Consider the following 14,853-nt stretch of genomic DNA (forward strand, 5'->3'; position numbering starts at 1 on the left):
GTACAAGGGGCTCGGCAAGCCGTTCAGCGAACGCTACAAGCTACAGCGGTTCGGGCGCGGGGGCTTCGTCTCGGCCGCGCTCCAGACCAAGGCACCGATCGTGCCCTGTTCGATCGTGGGCTCGGAGGAGATCTACCCGAAGATCGCCGACCTCACGTCCATCGCCCGGCTCCTCGGCCTTCCGTACTTCCCGATCACCCCGCTCTTCCCGGCTCTCGGCCCGCTGGGCATCGTTCCGCTGCCCTCGAAGTGGTACATCGAGTTCGGCACACCGATCGCCACCGACGTCTACGACGACGCCTCGGTGGAGGATCCGATGGTGCTGTTCGAGGTCACCGACCACGTGCGGGAGACCATCCAGCAGACGCTGTACCGGTTGCTCACCAAGCGGCGCAACGTCTTTCTCGGTTAGGGAACGGGTCCCGCGTCACGCGGCGGGGTCGCGGCGCCGGCCGAGGGCGGCGGCGAGCGCTCCGCCGGCCGCGCCGAGCGCGAGCGCCGTCGGCACGCCGATGCGCGCCGCCTTGCGGGCCGTGCGGAAATCCCGGATCTCCCAGCCGCGGGTCTTCGCCAGCTCCCGCAGGTCGGCATCCGGGTTGACGGCGACCGGCGTGCCGACGAGCGAGAGCATGGGCACGTCGTTGTGGCTGTCGGAGTACGCCGTGCAGCGCTTGAGGTTCAGGCCCTCGCGGATCGCCAGGGCCCGCACCGCGTGGGCCTTGCCCAGGCCGTGCAGGATGTCCCCGACGAGGCGGCCGGTGAACACGCCGTCCTCCGATTCGGCGACGGTGCCCAGTGCGCCGGTCAGGCCGAGCCGCTCGGCGATGACGTTCGCCAGTTCGACCGGGGTGGCCGTCACCAGCCACACCTGCTGCCCGGCGTCGAGGTGCATCTGCGCCAGCGCCCGGGTGCCGGGCCAGATCTTGTCCGCGATGATCTCGTCGTAGATCTCCTCGCCGAGGCGGGCCAGCTCCGCCGTGGACCGGCCGGCGACGAACGACAGCGCCTTCTCGCGGCCGCTGGCGACGTCGTCCGAGTTCTCCTTGCCGGTGACCCGGAACTTGACCTGCTGCCAGGCGAATTCGGCCAGGTCGGACTTGGTGAAGTAGTCGCGGGCGGCGAGTCCGCGCGCGAAGTGGATGATCGACGCGCCCTGCACCATCGTGTTGTCGACGTCGAAGAACGCGGCCGCGGTCAGGTCCTGCGGAACGGGGGTGGTCGAGGTGTCGGCGGGCTCGGCCTCGGTGCGGGCCTCCTGCAGCGCGAGAGCGGCGTCGGCGCTCGCCTGGCCGGCGAGGTTCGCGCGGACCTCGGCCTCGCTGGGGCCGAACTTGCTCAGCAGCCGACGCCGACCGGGCCGGATCAGGCCGGCCAGGGTCTCGCTGACGCGGCCGGCCAGGTTCTCGCCGAATCCCCAGCCGTGTGGCACTGGACGTTCCGGCACCTGCACCTCCCTGTTGCGCGACGGCCGCGCCGTCGAGTGCTGCCGGCCGGTTTGTCGGCGGCCGGCCGTCGTGTGTGGCAGACCGCCCCAGCCTAGCCCGCGACATGGCCCCCTCCGCGCGTTGCCGCATGTGGGCCGTGGGTGTGACGTTCGTCTCGGCGGGGTATGACGCACAGTTGATCCCATGAGCGAACATCTGCCCGGACCCGCCACCACACCCGGCACCCGCCACGAGATCACCCTCCTCGTCCGAGCCGGCTGCGGCGCCTGCGCGCCGGCGCTGGCTCTGCTCGAGCAACTGTGCGACGAGTTCGGAGCCGGGCTGACGTGCATCGACGTCGATCGGGCTGCCTCAACGGATCCCGACCTGCGCGCCGAGTTCGGCGATCGTCTGCCGGTGGTGCTGCTCGACGGCCGTGAGCACAGCTACTGGGAGGTCGACGAGCCGCGGTTGCGGGCCGATCTCGCCGGTTGAGCCCCCCTGGGCGGAACCGTCGTGCAGGTGAGAAGCACATTCGGGGCCGTTCGAGCAACTTTGTGCAGGGCTTCACAAGCGGTTACCGTGGTGTGAACGAATCCCCCGGATCACCGTGAGGACCGACGTGTACCCGTCGGCCGGACGAGGAGCCACGAACGTGACAGAGCTGCACCCCCCGCAGGGCGACGCTGCCCGCGGCGGCGTCGCCGGAGTCGGCGGGGGTGCGTCTCCCGGTGTCCCTGTGCGGGACATCCCCCAGGCTACTGTGACGCGTCTCGCGACGTATCTGCGGGTCCTCGGAATGCTTGCCGACGAGGGCACGCTCATCGTCTCGAGCGAGGAACTCGCCACCGCGTCCGGGGTCGGTTCCGCGAAGCTTCGCAAGGATCTGTCCTTTCTCGGGCCCAACGGGGTACGCGGCGTCGGCTACGACGTGCTGCGCCTGCAGGCCCGCATCGAGAACGCACTCGGCCTCGACCGCGGGCACCGCGTGGTGCTCGTCGGCGTCGGCAATCTCGGCTGTGCCCTGGCCGGATACGCCGGCTTCGACCGCCGCGGGTTCACGATGGCCGGACTGTTCGACGCGGACCCGGCGCGGGTGGGGACGCGGGTGGGGAACCTCACCATCCGCCACGTCGACGGGCTCGAAGCGGCCGCCCGCGAACTCGGTGCCACGATCGGCGTCATCGCCACCCCGGACGACGCCGCCCAGGGTGTGTGCGACCTGCTGGTGCGCTCCGGTGTCCGGTCCGTGCTGAGCTTCGCCTCGGCGCCCCTCGAGGTGCCCGACCATGTCGAGGTCCGGCGGGTCGACCTGTCCGTGGAAATGCAGGTCCTCTCGTTCCACAGCGCCCGCAACGACGCGCTCGCCCAGGTGGCGGGCGGCAGTCACGCGGGCCTGACCGACACCCGGCGCGCCGCGTCGGGGCTCACCGCGCCGAGCGCGAACGGGCACACCGCATCAGGAACGCCGAGCCCAGTGGCCTCGGCAGCGACAAGAAACGGATCGGTGATTGCGCCGTGAGTGTTCTCCTCGTCGGGGTCTCGCACAGGACCGCGCCCGTCTCGGTCCTCGAGAAGGTCGCCGTCACCGACACCGATCGACCCAAGCTGACCGACAAGATGATGGCCTCCGACCACATCTCGGAGGCGATGATCGTCTCCACCTGCAACCGGGTGGAGATCTACGCGGTGGTCGACGCGTTCCACGGTGCGCTGGCCGACGTCAGCGAGCTCATGGCCGAGCACTCGGGCCTGACCCTCGTCGATCTGCACAAGCACGCGTACGTGCGCTACAGCGAGGCGGCCGCCGAGCATCTGTTCGCCGTGGCCAGCGGGCTGGACTCCATGGTGGTCGGCGAGCAGCAGATCCTCGGCCAGATCCGTACCGCCTACGCGAGCGCCGACGCCCAGCAGGCCGCCGGCCGGGCCCTGCACGAGCTGGCCCAGCAGGCGCTGCGTGTGGGCAAGCGGGTGCACACCGAGACCGGCATCGACGCGGCGGGTGCGTCCGTCGTGTCGGTGGCGCTGGACAAGGCCGCGACATCGCTCGACGGTCTCGCCGGCCGCACCGCCGCCGTGATCGGCGCGGGCGCGATGGGCGGGCTCGCCGTCGCGCACCTCACCCGCGCCGGAATCGGGCGCATCGTGGTGGTCAACCGGACCCGCGAGCGCGCCGAGCGGCTCGCCGAGACCGCACGCGGCAACGGCGTCGAGGCCGACGTCATGCCGTTCGAGCGGCTCGCCGCCGCGTTGTCGCAGGCCGATGTGGCCGTCACCTGCACGGGCGCCGTCGGTACGGTCGTCACCCTCGCCGACGCGCACCGGGCCCTCGCCCAGCCCGAGCGCAGCACCCGCCCGCTGGTGATCTGCGATCTCGGCCTGCCGCGCGACGTGGAGCCTGCCGTCTCGGGTCTGCCCGGCGTCACCGTCTTCGACATGGAGTCGCTGCAACGCGATCCCGCGGCCGGGGCCGCGGCCTCCGACACCGAGGCCGCTCGCTCGATCGTCGCCGGCGAACTCGCCGACTACCTCGCTTCCCAGCGCCTCGCCGAGGTCACCCCCACCGTCACCGCCCTGCGCCAGCGCGCCGCCGAGGTCGTCGAGGGCGAACTGCTGCGGCTCGAGTCCCGGTTGCCGGGGCTCGACGACGGCCAGCGCGGGGAGGTCGCCCGCACGGTGCGCCGCGTCGTGGACAAGCTGCTGCACGCGCCGACGGTGCGCGTCAAGCAACTGGCGTCCACGCCCGGCGGCGACCAGTACGCCGAGGCGCTGCGCGAGCTGTTCGAACTGCGTCCGGGTGCCGCCGAGGCCGTCGCCACCCCGGTGGCGAAGGAGCTCGGCGCGCTGCCCGACGTGAGCGGCGCGACCGATCTCTCGGCCGCGCTGGATCCGGCCGTCACCACGGAGCTGCAGTCTCCCCGAAAGCAGTTTCCCGGGCCGCTGGGGGCTCCCCGAGAGGAAAGGCAGGCATGAGCGCCGAGGTCGCATCGGACACCCGGATCGAAGCCGGGACCGGCAGCCGCACGCTGCGGATCGGAACGCGCGGCAGCCTGCTGGCGACCACGCAGGCGGGCACGGTCCGGGACGCGCTGATCGCCGCCGGCCATCCCGCCGAGCTGGTCGTCATCACCACCAAGGGCGACGTGACCGCCGGCCCGGTCGAGCGGATCGGCGTCGGCGTCTTCACCGCCGAGCTGCGCGAGGCGCTGCTCGCCGGCGACGTCGACCTGGCCGTGCACTCGTACAAGGATCTGCCGACCGCGCAGGATCCGCGTCTGGTGATCGCGGCCGTGCCGCCGCGTGAGGATCCGCGTGACGCGCTCGTCGCCCGTGACGGCCTGGTGCTCGGCGAACTGCCGCCCGGCTCCCGTGTGGGCACCTCCGCGCCGCGGCGGCGTGCCCAGCTCGCCGCCATGGGCCTGGGCCTCGACATCCAACCGTTGCGCGGGAACATCGACACCCGGCTCGGGAAGGTCGCGTCCGGCGAACTGGACGCCATCGTCATCGCCCGCGCGGGGCTCTCGCGCATCGGCCGCCTCGACCGGATCACCGAGTCGCTCGAGCCGGTGCAGATGCTGCCGGCGCCCTCCCAGGGAGCCCTCGCGGTCGAATGCCGCGCCGGGGACACCGCACTGATCGAGATCCTCGCCGGCCTCGACGACCGCGCCAGTCGCGTCGCGGTCGTCGCCGAACGGGCCCTGCTCGCCGAGCTCGAGGCCGGCTGCACCGCCCCGGTCGGGGCCGTTGCCGAGGTCGTCGAATCCCTCGACGACGACGGCCGCGTGATCGAGGAACTGTCCGTGCGCGGCTGCGCCGCCGCCCTGGACGGCTCGGACGTGCTGCGCGCGAGCGCCGTCGGCGACCCCGACCGCGCGGAGGAGCTGGGCCGGGCGCTGGCCCGCGAGTTGCTCGATCTCGGTGCGCGCGAGCTGATGACCAGCCGTGCGGACGACGCGCCGGAACAGGGCACCGCAGATGTTTGACGCCCTCCGTCCGCACCCCAGGTTTCCCCTTACCGCAGATTTGACCGCACTGGAGAATGACCGATGAGCCGAGTCCGCAAGCACAATCCCGGACGGATCCTGTTCGTGGGAGCTGGGCCGGGCGACCCGGCTCTGCTGACCGTGCGCGCCCGCGATGTGCTCGCGGGCGCGACGATCGCCTTCACCGACCCCGACGTCGACAAGGGGGTGGTCGCGCTCGTCGGTACCACCGCCGGCCGGGACCCGGAGACCGGGGAGCCCGTCACCGAGGTGCGTCCCGCGCTGGGCGAGCCCACCGAGGTCGCCAAGACCCTCGTCGCGGAGGCGAAGAACGGCCACGACGTCGTGCGCCTCGTCGCCGGTGACCCGCTGACCACCGACTCGGTGATCGCCGAGGTCAACGCCGTCGCCCGCACCCAGGTGGTGTTCGAGGTCCTGCCGGGCCTGACCCCCGGCTCGGCCGTGCCGAGCTACGCGGGCATGGCCCTGGGCTCGTGTCACACCGAGGTCGACGTGCGCGGCGAGGTGGACTGGGCGGCGCTCGCCGCCGCGCCCGGCCCGCTGGTGCTGCACGCCACGTCCGGTCACCTCGCGGAGACTGCCAGTGCCCTCGTCGAGCACGGGCTGGCGCCGCAGACCCCCGCGGCGATCACCGTCCGTGGCACGACCCGTCAACAGCGCACCGTCGAGGCCACCCTCGCCACGCTCAACGATGCCGGCTCCGAGTTGGTGGGGCCGCTCATCGTCACCGTCGGCAAGATCGTCTCGCAGCGCGGCAAGCTCTCGTGGTGGGAGTCCCGCGCGCTGTACGGCTGGACGGTGCTGGTGCCGCGCACCAAGGAGCAGGCCGGGGAGATGAGCGAGCGGCTCGTCGCGCACGGCGCCATCCCGATCGAGGTGCCGACCATCGCCGTCGAGCCGCCCCGCAGCCCGGCCCAGATGGAGAGGGCCGTCAAGGGTCTCGTGGACGGCCGCTACCAGTGGGTGGTGTTCACCTCCACCAACGCGGTGCGCGCGGTGTGGGAGAAGTTCGAGGCGTTCGGCCTCGACGCCCGCGCCTTCTCGGGCGTGAAGATCGCGTGTGTCGGGCAGGCGACGGCGGACAAGGTGCGCTCGTTCGGGATCACCCCCGAGCTGGTGCCCTCCGGGGAGCAGTCCAGCGAGGGCCTGCTAGCCGAGTTCGCCCCGTACGACGACGTTTTCGACCCGGTCAACCGGGTCCTGCTGCCGCGCGCCGACATCGCCACCGAGACCCTCGCCGAGGGGCTGCGCGAGCGGGGCTGGGAGATCGACGACGTGACGGCCTACCGCACGGTGCGGGCAGCGCCGCCGCCGGCCGAGACCCGCGAGATGATCAAGACCGGTGGGTTCGACGCGGTGTGCTTCACCTCGTCCTCGACGGTCCGCAACCTCGTGGGTATCGCCGGTAAGCCGCACGCGCGCACGATCGTCGCGTGCATCGGGCCGAAGACCGCGGAGACCGCGATCGAGTTCGGCCTGCGGGTGGACGTGCAGCCGGAGACCGCCCAGATCGGTCCCCTGGTGGAGGCGCTCGCCGAGCACGCCGCCCGGCTGCGGGCCGAGGGCGCGCTGCCGCCGCCCCGCAAGAAGTCCCGCGCCCGCCGCTGACCCACCGTGCGCGGTTCCGGTGGCTGCCGCTACCGAAACCGCGCACGGCTTGCATGGAAGGTGAGTCCGCCGATGTATCCCGATGTCCGTCCCCGCAGGCTGCGCACCACCCCGGCCATGCGCCGGCTGGTCGCCGAAACCTCCCTCGAGCCGCGGCATCTGGTGCTGCCGATGTTCGTCGCCGACGGGCTCGACGCGCCGCGCGAGATTCCCTCGATGCCGGGCGTGTACCAGCACACCCCCGACTCGCTGCCGGCCGCGGCGACCGCCGCGGTCGAGGCCGGTGTCGGCGGGCTGATGCTCTTCGGCGTGCCGCGGGCCGAGGACAAGGACGCCCGCGGATCCGGCGGCACCGACCCGGAGGGCGTGCTCAACCGCGCGCTGCGCGACCTGCGCGCCGAACTCGGCGACGCGACGGTCCTGATGGCCGACACGTGCCTCGACGAGTTCACCGACCACGGTCACTGTGGCGTCCTGGGCGCTTCGGGTGAGGTGGACAACGACGCGACGCTCGAGCGGTACGCGGAGATGGCTGTCGCGCAGGCCGAGGCGGGCGCGCACCTGCTCGGTCCGAGCGGGATGATGGACGGCCAGGTCGCGTCGATCCGGGCGGCGCTCGACGCCGCGGGGCATCAGGACGTGGGGCAGATCGCGTATTCCGCGAAGTACGCGTCGGCGTTCTACGGGCCGTTCCGCGACGCGGTGGGATCCTCGCTCGAGGGCGATCGGCGCACCTACCAGCAGGATCCGGCGAACCGCCGGGAGGCGCTGCGCGAAGTCGATCTCGATCTCGCCGAGGGCGCCGACCTGGTGATGGTCAAGCCCGCCATGTCGTACCTCGACGTGCTGCGCGAGGTCGCGGACCGCTCGGACGTGCCCGTCGCGGCGTATCAGATCTCCGGTGAGTACGCGATGATCACCGCCGCCGCGCAGAACGGCTGGATCGACCGGGACGCGGCAATACTGGAGTCGCTGACGAGCATCCGTCGAGCCGGCGCCGACATCGTGCTCACCTACTGGGCGGCCGAGGTCGCGGGCCGGCTCACGTGAGCACGCCCGAACCGTCGCAGTGGCCCGGGCCGCCGGCCACGCCGCCCGGGACGGCTCCGGGGGAGCGGCGCCCCACCCCCGTGGACGTGGAGACCGCGTTCCAGCTGTGGTGTGCGGTCGCGGCCCTGGGCCTGGTGTACCTCGGGGCGAGCGTGGCGCTGATGTGGGAGCGCAGGGACGAGTTCGTCGACCAGATGACGGCCGAGCTGGCCCGGCAGACGCCCCCGGTGGAGATGCCCCGGGAATCGGTGGAGTCGTTGCTGCCGTTGGGTTTCGGGATCACCGCCGTCCTGGGCCTGGCGTTCGCCGGCCTGTTCCTGCTCGTGGTCTTCGCGATGCGCCGCGGCCGGAACTGGGCGCGCATGCTGCTCACGATGATCGGCGTCTTCCTGACCTTCACGGCGATCCCCACGGTGTTCGGCGTCGGTGCGCTGGGCGGTGGGGCCGGACTCGTGATCGGTCTCGTGAGCATCCTGCAGGGTGTGTGCTCGGTCGGGGCGATCGTGCTCATGCACCGCCGCGAGCCGAACCTGTACTTCCTTCGGTTGCCCCCGAGCTGACCCGACGGGCGCGCGGAGTACGGTGTCTGACGACCCACGGCCCGCGCGGCCGTCCCCGACGAGCGAAGAGGACTTTCATGCAGGTGGAGCCCCGGCCCTACGGTCGTCGTCGTGAGCTGGTTCTGATCGGCCTCATCGCCGTCCTGGGTGTGGTGACACTGGTGCTGGTCGTCGTTCCGGGCATGCTCAGCGCCTGATCGCGACGTGAGCGAGCCGGCCGAGTCCCGATTCCACGAGCCCGGTGCGCGTTGGCGCACCGTGGCGCTCGGCCCGGTGCTCTGCGTCGTCGTGCTCGCCGTGGAGCTGCTCACCGGGCCGGTGGTCCACTGGGTCTCCCTGCCGGTGATCGCTCTCGTCCTCAGCGGTTTCGCGTACGTGACGGTCGTCGCGGCCCGGCGGCACGTGAGCGTCGAGCTGACCGCGACGATGCTGCGCCTCGGCACCGAGGAACTGCCGCTCGAGGAGATCGACGCGGTGCTGCCCGCGGCCGATCCCCGGGCCCGCGAACCCGAGCGCTGGGAGACGGCCCGGCCGCTGGGGGAGCTGTCGAACGTGCCGCGGGGTCGCACGGCCGTCGGCCTGCGGTTGCGCGGCGGCGCCCTGGTGCGGGCCTGGGCCAAGGATCACGGGCGGTTGCGGTCCGAACTCGGGACGGTGCTGGCCGAGCGCGCCGATCCACCCTTGCTTTAATACCCCCTAGGGGTACGATGCGGGTATGGCCGGATACACCCCGCACCAGGAGGACCTGCTCAAGCGCCTGCGCCGCATCGAGGGACAGGTCGCGGGCATCGCCCGGATGATCGAGGACGACCGCTACTGCATCGACGTCCTGACCCAGGTTTCCGCCGTCACCAAGGCCCTGCAGACGGTCTCGCTCAAGCTGCTGGACGCGCACCTGGCCGGCTGCGTCGTCGACGCCGCCCGGCAGGGCGGACCGGAGGCCGACGCGAAGATCCAGGAGGCCTCGGACGCGATCGCCCGCCTCGTTCTCAAACCCTGATCGCCCGAGGAGCCCGATCGGCATGCGGATCGCCCACGGACTGTGCGCTGCGGGGCTGGCGTGCGTCCTGACGGCGTGTGCGCCGGAGGAGCCCGCGCGGACGGTGCTCTCGGGTACGCCGAGCGCGGTCCCCGAGTCGGCGGCCGCGCCGCGGGTCACCGTCACCACCGTCGTCGACGGTCTCGACCATCCGTGGGACGTGGTGCAGGCCCCCGACGGGACGCTGCTGACCGGGGAACGGTCGGGCCGGTTCGTCGTCCGGCGGCCCGACGGCCGCGTCGAGGAACTGCGCGCCGACCTGCCGGACCTGTACGCGGTGGGGGAGACCGGGCTCATGGGCGTGGCGCTCGCCCTCGACTTCGAGTCCAGCCGCACCGTCTACGCGTGCCAGGGGCACCGCGACCCCGACGACGTCCGCGTCTACGCCTGGACCGTCGATCCCGGCTGGACCACGATGACGCGGCAGCGCACCGTCGTCGAGGGCCTGCCGGTGGCCCGCGGCGGGCGCCACGCCGGCTGCCGGATCCTCGCGCACCCCGACGGCACCCTGTACATCGGCACGGGCGACGCCACCCGCCCGACGGCGCCGCAGGATCCGGCCAGCCTCGGCGGCAAGGTGCTGCACCTGAACCCCGACGGGTCGCCGGCGCCCGGCAACCCGGACCCGCGCAGCGTCGTGTTCACCCTCGGCCACCGCAACGTGCAGGGGCTGGCGCTGCAGCCCGGTACCGGCCGGCTCTACTCGGTGGAGCAGGGCAGCAGCCGCGACGACGAGGTCAACCTGCTCGTGCCGGGCGGCAACTACGGCTGGCGTCCCGACCGCGAACCCGGCACGTACGACGAATCGGTGGCGATGACCGATCCCGAGCGCGTGCCCGGCGCGATTCCGGCGGTGTGGAGTTCCGGCTCGCCTACCATCGCCACCCCGGGGCTGGCGTTCGCAGCCGGGCCGGCGTGGGGCCTGTGGTCCGGTGCGCTCGTCGTCAGCAGCCAGCAGGACGAGAAGCTCCTGCTGCTGCGCCTGTCCGACGACGGCCGCAGCGTCACCGAGTCGGCGACGCTGCTCGAGGGGGAGTACGGCCGCCTGCGGTCGCTCACCCCGCTGCCCGACGGCTCGCTCCTCGTCACCACCGACAACGGCTCCGACGACAAGATCCTGCAGGTCGCCCCCGTCTAGCGGGCCCCCGGGTCGACGCGCCGCGCGCCCGCGCCGTCCTCGCCCAGCCGATCGCCCGGATTGAACAGTGTGCACGCCTGCAGCGACAGGCAGCCGCAGCCGATGCACCCCGCCAGTTCGCGCTGCATCCGGTCGATCGCCTGCTTGCGTTCCTCGAGTCGCTCGTGCCAGGCCCGCGAGATGCGCATCCAGTCCCGTCGGGTCGGGGGCCTGTCGGCCGGCAGCGTCGAGAACACCTCGGCCACCTCGGCGAGCGGAATGCCGAACCGGGTCGCCAACTGGATGATCGAGATTCGCCGGATCGTGTGCCGGGGGAAGCGGCGCGTGCCGCCTGCGGTGCGGTGTGCCGTCAAGAGTCCCAGCGACTCGTAGTAACGAATCGCAGACACGGCGGCGCCCGTGCGCCGGGAGACCTCACCGATCGCCAGCAGTTCTTCGCTCGTGCGGCTCATCACGACTCCGTTCCCCGCGCTTGATCTCAAGTGCACTCGAGACTCTACAGTCACCGTCATGCATGGATCCACGACTCGCGCCGGCGCCTGGTCGGAACTTCTCGGGCGCGAATACCGCGGTACGGCAGCGGTTCTCGCCGGCGGAGTTGCCCTCTACGCCACCAACGTGTACCTCACCACGAGCCTGCTGCCGACCGCGGTCGAGGAGATCGGCGGCCACGCCTACTACGCGTGGACGGCGACGGTGTTCCTCATCGCGTCGGTGATCTCCTCGACGGCCGTGGCGCGGCTCCTCGCCGCCCGCGGACCCCGGGGCGCCTACCTCGTGGGGCTCGGGACCTTCGCGGCCGGCACCCTCGTGTGTGCGCTCGCCCCGTCCATGGAGACGCTGCTGGCGGGCCGGGCGGTCCAGGGACTCGGCGGCGGCCTGCTCGCCGGGCTCGGCTACGCCGTTCTGAACAGTGCACTGCCCGAACGCCTCTGGAGCCGCGGCGCGGCGCTCGTATCGGCGATGTGGGGCGTGGGGACCTTTGCGGGACCCGCCGTCGGCGGTGTGTTCGCCCAGTTCCACGCCTGGCGATGGGCGTTCGGCGCGCTACTGGTGTGCACGCTCGCGGTCGCAGCCGCGGTGCCCTTCACCCTGCCGGCGCACGCCCGCGGATCGCGGGACGCCGGCAGGATTCCGCTCGGTTCGCTGGCCCTGCTCACCGCCGCGGCCCTGGCGGTCAGCGTGGCCGCCGTCGTGACCGGCAGTGCGCCCACGATCGCCCTGATCGCGGTAGCGTCCGCTGCCGTGGTCGCGTTCGTCGCCGTCGACCGCCGCAGCCCGCACGGCATCCTGCCGGCGGCGACGTTCACCACCGCCCGGCTGCGCTGGGTGTACCTGACGATCGCAGTGCTGGCGGTCGCCTCGACCGCCGAGACGTTCGTCCCGTTGTTCGGGCAGCGCCTCGCCGGCCTCGCGCCGCTGGCCGCCGGCTTCCTCGGCGCCGCGCTCGCGGTGGGGTGGACGCTCGGCGAGATCCCGAGCGCCTCGGCGTCCGCGCCACGAACCGTGCACCGCATCGTGGTGAGCGCTCCGGTGCTCGTCGGCCTCGGCCTCGCGCTCATGGCGGCCGTCGTGCGTGACGAGGCCGGACCGGCTGCGGTCGCGGCGTGGGTTACGGGACTGGTCGTCGCGGGCGCGGGCATCGGCATCGCGTGGCCGCACCTCGCGGTCGGCGCGATGAACTCCGTCGCCGATGCCCGCGCGAAAGCGGCAAGGCGTCCGCCGCGATCAACACGGTCCAGTTGATCGCGAACGCGTTCGGCGCAGCACTGGCCGGCGTCCTCGTCAACGCGGGACAACCGTCCGACGTGCGCTCGGCGCGGCTGCTGCTGTTCGGGTTCGCTGCCGTGGCGGTGCTCGGCGTGCTCGCCGCGCGCCGTGCGGTTCCGGCCCGCGCGCACCGGCTCCGGTCGGTCCCGGCGGACGCCTCCGCAGCGGAACCCGAACGAATCTGACGCCGACGCGCGTGTCGTCGCCGTCCGGCGCATCGCCTTCCGTAACATCGCCGGGATCCGGCGACGAGGAGATGCGCGTGCGAATCCCGGGGAGGTGCGCGGCGGCGATCGCAGCGGGCGTGCTCGCGGCAGGGCCGCCGAGTGCCCACGCGGCGCCACCCGAGGCGGGCGCGCTGCCGGCGCTGACCGTGACGCCGCTGATGGAGGGGCTGAGCAAGCCCTGGGACGTCGTCGCTGCGCCGGACGGGACGATCCTCACCGGAGAACGCAAGGGCCGCTTCGTGGTCCGTGGCCCGGACGGTGACGTCCGCGACGTGCGCGCCGACTTGTCCGACCTGTACGCCGAGGGCGAGACCGGTCTGATGGGACTGGCGCTGGCGCCCGATTTCGGGACGAGCCGGACCCTCTACAGCTGTCAGGGTCGTCGCGGCCCGGACGGCACCGACATCCGCGTGCAGTCGTGGACGGTCGATGCCGGATGGACGGAATTGACCCGTGGTGCCACCGTGCTCGCCGGCATCCCGGTCGGGCAGGGCGGCCGTCACGGCGGCTGCCGGCTGCTCGCCCACCCCGACGGATCGCTGTACGTCGGCACGGGCGACACCGGCCACCCCCAGGTTCCTCAGGACCGGAACAGCCTGGGCGGCAAGGTGCTCCACATCGATCCCGACGGCACTCCCGCGGCGGGCAACCCCGATCCGAACAGCCCGGTGTTCACTCTCGGCCACCGCAACGTGCAGGGACTGGCGCTGCGTCCCGGCACCGGCGAACTCTATGCGGTCGAGCAGGGCACCGGCCGTGACGACGAGGTGAATCTGCTGCTGGCGGGTGGCAACTACGGCTACCGGCCCGACCGCTTCCCGTTCGTCTACGACGAGTCGGTGCCCATGACCGACCCGGCCCGCGTTCCGGGGGCGATCGGGGCCGTGTGGAGTTCCGGCGCCCCCACCCTCGCGACTCCCGGCGGCACGTTCGTCGCCGGTGCCGGCTGGAACGGGTGGGACGGCGCACTGGTGATCACGAGCCAACAGCAGGAGAAGTTGCTGTTCCTCGAACTCACCGCCGACGGCCGCGCGGTGGACGAGACCGCGACCGCGCTCGAGGGCCGATTCGGCCGGCTGCGGTCGGTGACCGCGCAGCCCGACGGGGCGCTGCTCGTCACGACGGACAACGGAAGCGGCGACCGCGTCCTGCTGGTGGAACCTGCCGCCGACTGAGAGGGCGAGACGATGTGCTCACCGACGGTGCTCGACCGGGTGTATCGCGAGATCCAGGACAGCCGAGGGCGATTCGGCCGCCGGTCCTTCCTCACCGCAGTGGGTGTGACCGCCGCGGGCCTCGCCGCGACGCCCGCCGCACGGGCCGGCGGGCACACCACCCCCGTGCGGGCCGACGCGGTGATCGACCTGACCCACACGCTGACCCCGCAGTTCCCGGTCTGGCCCGGCAACGAGCAGTTCACGATGCGTCCCGTCGCAACGCTCGACACCGGGCGTTTCGCCGTCAACGAGATGTCGCTGTGGGAGCACACCGGCACCCATCTCGATGCCCCGGCCCACATCGTGCGCGGCGGCGCCACCGTCGAGGCGCTGCCGGTGCGCGACTTCGTGGCCCCGCTCGCCGTCGTCGACATCGCCGGCAAGGCCGCGCAGGACGACGACTCCGTTCTCACCGTCGCCGACGTGGCGGCCTGGGAACAGCAACACGGCCCGATCCCGCCGGGCGCGTTCGTCGCGATGCACTCGGGCTGGGAGGCCCGCCTTGCCGATCCCACCCGCTTCGTCAACGCCGACGCGCTGCGTATCCCGCACGCGCCGGGCTTCGACCGCGACGCCGTGCGGATGCTCGTGCACGAACGGAACGTCGTGGGGCTCGGCGTCGACACCCTCAGCCTCGACCGGGCGAGCAGCAGCGACTTCGGCGCCCACGTGGAGCTGCTCGGCGCGGGCCGCTACGGCATCGAGGCGATGGCGAACCTCGCGGCCGTGCCACCGCGCGGCGCGACCGTCGTCGTCGGCGCGCCCAAGCACGTCGGCGGCACCGGCGGACCGTGCCGGGTGCTGGCACTGGTCTGA

At 72.6% G+C, this 14,853-nt stretch carries 14 protein-coding genes and 2 pseudogenes; 14 read left to right on the forward strand and 2 right to left on the reverse strand.

Features of this window, described 5'->3' with window-relative positions; translation table 11 throughout:
- Nucleotides 1-412, forward strand: a pseudogene (locus tag ACWPOB_RS14150) (hypothetical protein); the annotation flags it as partial.
- 15 nt (nt 413-427) lie between these two features.
- Here the strand turns inward: ACWPOB_RS14150 and ACWPOB_RS14155 are convergent.
- Nucleotides 428-1,444: an HAD family hydrolase gene (locus tag ACWPOB_RS14155; RefSeq protein ID WP_455401217.1), complete on the reverse strand. Its 1,017-nt coding sequence runs from the start codon at nt 1,442-1,444 to the stop codon at nt 428-430.
- A 184-nt stretch (nt 1,445-1,628) separates the two neighbouring features.
- Between ACWPOB_RS14155 and ACWPOB_RS14160 the strand changes: the two genes are divergently transcribed.
- From ACWPOB_RS14160 to ACWPOB_RS14205, 10 genes are all read left to right on the forward strand, one after another.
- Nucleotides 1,629-1,919 carry a glutaredoxin family protein gene (locus ACWPOB_RS14160; protein WP_455401218.1) on the forward strand — a complete coding sequence of 97 codons (291 nt, stop codon included), beginning with the start codon at nt 1,629-1,631 and terminating at the stop codon, nt 1,917-1,919.
- Nucleotides 1,920-2,079: 160 nt separating this feature from the next.
- Complete coding sequence (locus ACWPOB_RS14165) at nt 2,080-2,946, forward strand: redox-sensing transcriptional repressor Rex (RefSeq protein WP_455401219.1); 867 nt, start codon at nt 2,080-2,082, stop codon at nt 2,944-2,946.
- Nucleotides 2,943-4,397 (forward strand): glutamyl-tRNA reductase, encoded by a 1,455-nt coding sequence (locus tag ACWPOB_RS14170; RefSeq protein ID WP_455401220.1) that lies wholly within the window; start codon nt 2,943-2,945, stop codon nt 4,395-4,397. Before ACWPOB_RS14165 ends, ACWPOB_RS14170 begins: the two co-directional genes overlap by 4 nt.
- Nucleotides 4,394-5,407 carry a hydroxymethylbilane synthase gene (gene hemC / locus ACWPOB_RS14175; RefSeq protein ID WP_455401221.1) on the forward strand — a complete coding sequence of 338 codons (1,014 nt, stop codon included), beginning with the start codon at nt 4,394-4,396 and terminating at the stop codon, nt 5,405-5,407. The genes ACWPOB_RS14170 and hemC overlap by 4 nt, the downstream gene beginning before the upstream one ends.
- A 63-nt stretch (nt 5,408-5,470) precedes the next feature.
- Nucleotides 5,471-7,036 (forward strand): bifunctional uroporphyrinogen-III C-methyltransferase/uroporphyrinogen-III synthase, encoded by a 1,566-nt coding sequence (locus tag ACWPOB_RS14180; RefSeq protein WP_100057433.1) that lies wholly within the window; start codon nt 5,471-5,473, stop codon nt 7,034-7,036.
- Nucleotides 7,037-7,108: 72 nt separating this feature from the next.
- Nucleotides 7,109-8,086 carry a porphobilinogen synthase gene (gene hemB, locus ACWPOB_RS14185; RefSeq protein WP_006935956.1) on the forward strand — a complete coding sequence of 326 codons (978 nt, stop codon included), beginning with the start codon at nt 7,109-7,111 and terminating at the stop codon, nt 8,084-8,086.
- 80 nt (nt 8,087-8,166) lie between these two features.
- Complete coding sequence (locus ACWPOB_RS14190; RefSeq protein WP_100057432.1) at nt 8,167-8,646, forward strand: hypothetical protein; 480 nt, start codon at nt 8,167-8,169, stop codon at nt 8,644-8,646.
- Between the two features lie 204 nt (nt 8,647-8,850).
- On the forward strand, nt 8,851-9,336 hold the full coding sequence (locus ACWPOB_RS14195; protein WP_455401222.1) for a hypothetical protein: 486 nt from the start codon (nt 8,851-8,853) through the stop codon (nt 9,334-9,336).
- A gap of 25 nt (nt 9,337-9,361) precedes the next feature.
- Nucleotides 9,362-9,646 carry a metal-sensitive transcriptional regulator gene (locus tag ACWPOB_RS14200; RefSeq protein WP_003937563.1) on the forward strand — a complete coding sequence of 95 codons (285 nt, stop codon included), beginning with the start codon at nt 9,362-9,364 and terminating at the stop codon, nt 9,644-9,646.
- 22 nt (nt 9,647-9,668) lie between these two features.
- Nucleotides 9,669-10,823 (forward strand): PQQ-dependent sugar dehydrogenase, encoded by a 1,155-nt coding sequence (locus ACWPOB_RS14205; RefSeq protein ID WP_455401223.1) that lies wholly within the window; start codon nt 9,669-9,671, stop codon nt 10,821-10,823.
- Here ACWPOB_RS14205 and soxR read toward each other — a convergent pair.
- The gene (gene soxR / locus ACWPOB_RS14210) at nt 10,820-11,275 is read right to left on the reverse strand and encodes a redox-sensitive transcriptional activator SoxR (protein ID WP_455401224.1); all 456 of its coding nucleotides are present in this window, start codon (nt 11,273-11,275) and stop codon (nt 10,820-10,822) included. The two genes, ACWPOB_RS14205 and soxR, sit on opposite strands and share 4 nt — an antisense overlap.
- Nucleotides 11,276-11,333: 58 nt before the next feature.
- Here soxR and ACWPOB_RS14215 point away from each other — a divergent pair.
- The 3 genes and pseudogenes from ACWPOB_RS14215 to ACWPOB_RS14225 all read left to right on the forward strand — a co-directional run bounded on the left by ACWPOB_RS14215 (nt 11,334) and on the right by ACWPOB_RS14225 (nt 14,853).
- Nucleotides 11,334-12,778, forward strand: a pseudogene (locus ACWPOB_RS14215) (MFS transporter).
- 71 nt (nt 12,779-12,849) lie between these two features.
- Complete coding sequence (locus tag ACWPOB_RS14220; protein ID WP_455401225.1) at nt 12,850-13,995, forward strand: PQQ-dependent sugar dehydrogenase; 1,146 nt, start codon at nt 12,850-12,852, stop codon at nt 13,993-13,995.
- Between the two features lie 12 nt (nt 13,996-14,007).
- Nucleotides 14,008-14,853 (forward strand): cyclase family protein, encoded by an 846-nt coding sequence (locus ACWPOB_RS14225; protein WP_455401226.1) that lies wholly within the window; start codon nt 14,008-14,010, stop codon nt 14,851-14,853.

The sequence above is a fragment of the Rhodococcus sp. 2H158 genome (genome assembly GCF_053764755.1).

Excerpts from the sequence above, each read along its gene's own strand:
- ACWPOB_RS14205 (WP_455401223.1), top strand. The coding sequence starts at position 9,669 with ATGCGGATCGCCCACGGACTGTGCGCTGCGGGGCTGGCGTGCGTCCTG.
- hemC (WP_455401221.1), top strand. The coding sequence starts at position 4,394 with ATGAGCGCCGAGGTCGCATCGGACACCCGGATCGAAGCCGGGACCGGC.
- ACWPOB_RS14225 (WP_455401226.1), top strand. The coding sequence starts at position 14,008 with ATGTGCTCACCGACGGTGCTCGACCGGGTGTATCGCGAGATCCAGGAC.
- ACWPOB_RS14220 (WP_455401225.1), top strand. The coding sequence starts at position 12,850 with ATGCGCGTGCGAATCCCGGGGAGGTGCGCGGCGGCGATCGCAGCGGGC.
- hemB (WP_006935956.1), top strand. The coding sequence starts at position 7,109 with ATGTATCCCGATGTCCGTCCCCGCAGGCTGCGCACCACCCCGGCCATG.
- ACWPOB_RS14160 (WP_455401218.1), top strand. The coding sequence starts at position 1,629 with ATGAGCGAACATCTGCCCGGACCCGCCACCACACCCGGCACCCGCCAC.
- ACWPOB_RS14180 (WP_100057433.1), top strand. The coding sequence starts at position 5,471 with ATGAGCCGAGTCCGCAAGCACAATCCCGGACGGATCCTGTTCGTGGGA.
- ACWPOB_RS14200 (WP_003937563.1), top strand. The coding sequence starts at position 9,362 with ATGGCCGGATACACCCCGCACCAGGAGGACCTGCTCAAGCGCCTGCGC.
- soxR (WP_455401224.1), bottom strand. The coding sequence starts at position 11,275 with ATGAGCCGCACGAGCGAAGAACTGCTGGCGATCGGTGAGGTCTCCCGG.